Source organism: Bowmanella yangjiangensis, assembly GCF_017255015.1.
GTDB classification, from domain to species: domain Bacteria; phylum Pseudomonadota; class Gammaproteobacteria; order Enterobacterales; family Alteromonadaceae; genus Bowmanella; species Bowmanella yangjiangensis.
Map to the genome: position 1 here is coordinate 1 of NZ_JAFKCS010000818.1, position 320 is coordinate 320.

1 protein-coding gene is annotated in these 320 nt (G+C 69.7%); it reads left to right on the forward strand.

Annotated features, from left to right (window positions below; genetic code table 11):
- Positions 1-320: hypothetical protein (locus tag J0A65_RS26820; RefSeq protein WP_206597210.1), on the forward strand; the 320-nt coding region annotated here is incomplete at both ends.

Below are 320 nucleotides of genomic sequence, written 5' to 3' on the forward strand. Positions count from 1 at the left end.
TGTTCTGCAGGACTACCTGCAACGACGCTTCGCCAGCCGCGATGTACATGACCTGAAGCTGCCGCCGTTCACCTTTGGTGGCGACCGCCTGGAGCTGGAGGTCGAGGCCCGGGTCGAGCAGCGCGACGAGCGCCTGGCGCTGCGCCTGCACAAGAGCGCCAGCCAGGGCTGGAGTGTCGAAGGCGACCATTTCCCGGCGCTGCCCAAGGCCACCGTGGCGCAAGCCGCGCCGCCGTCCGAGGCAGCCCCGACGGAGGAGCGCCTCAGCCGGCGTATCGATCGTCGTCAGCGCTTCAGCCTGGCACGCCTGCAGCGCAACC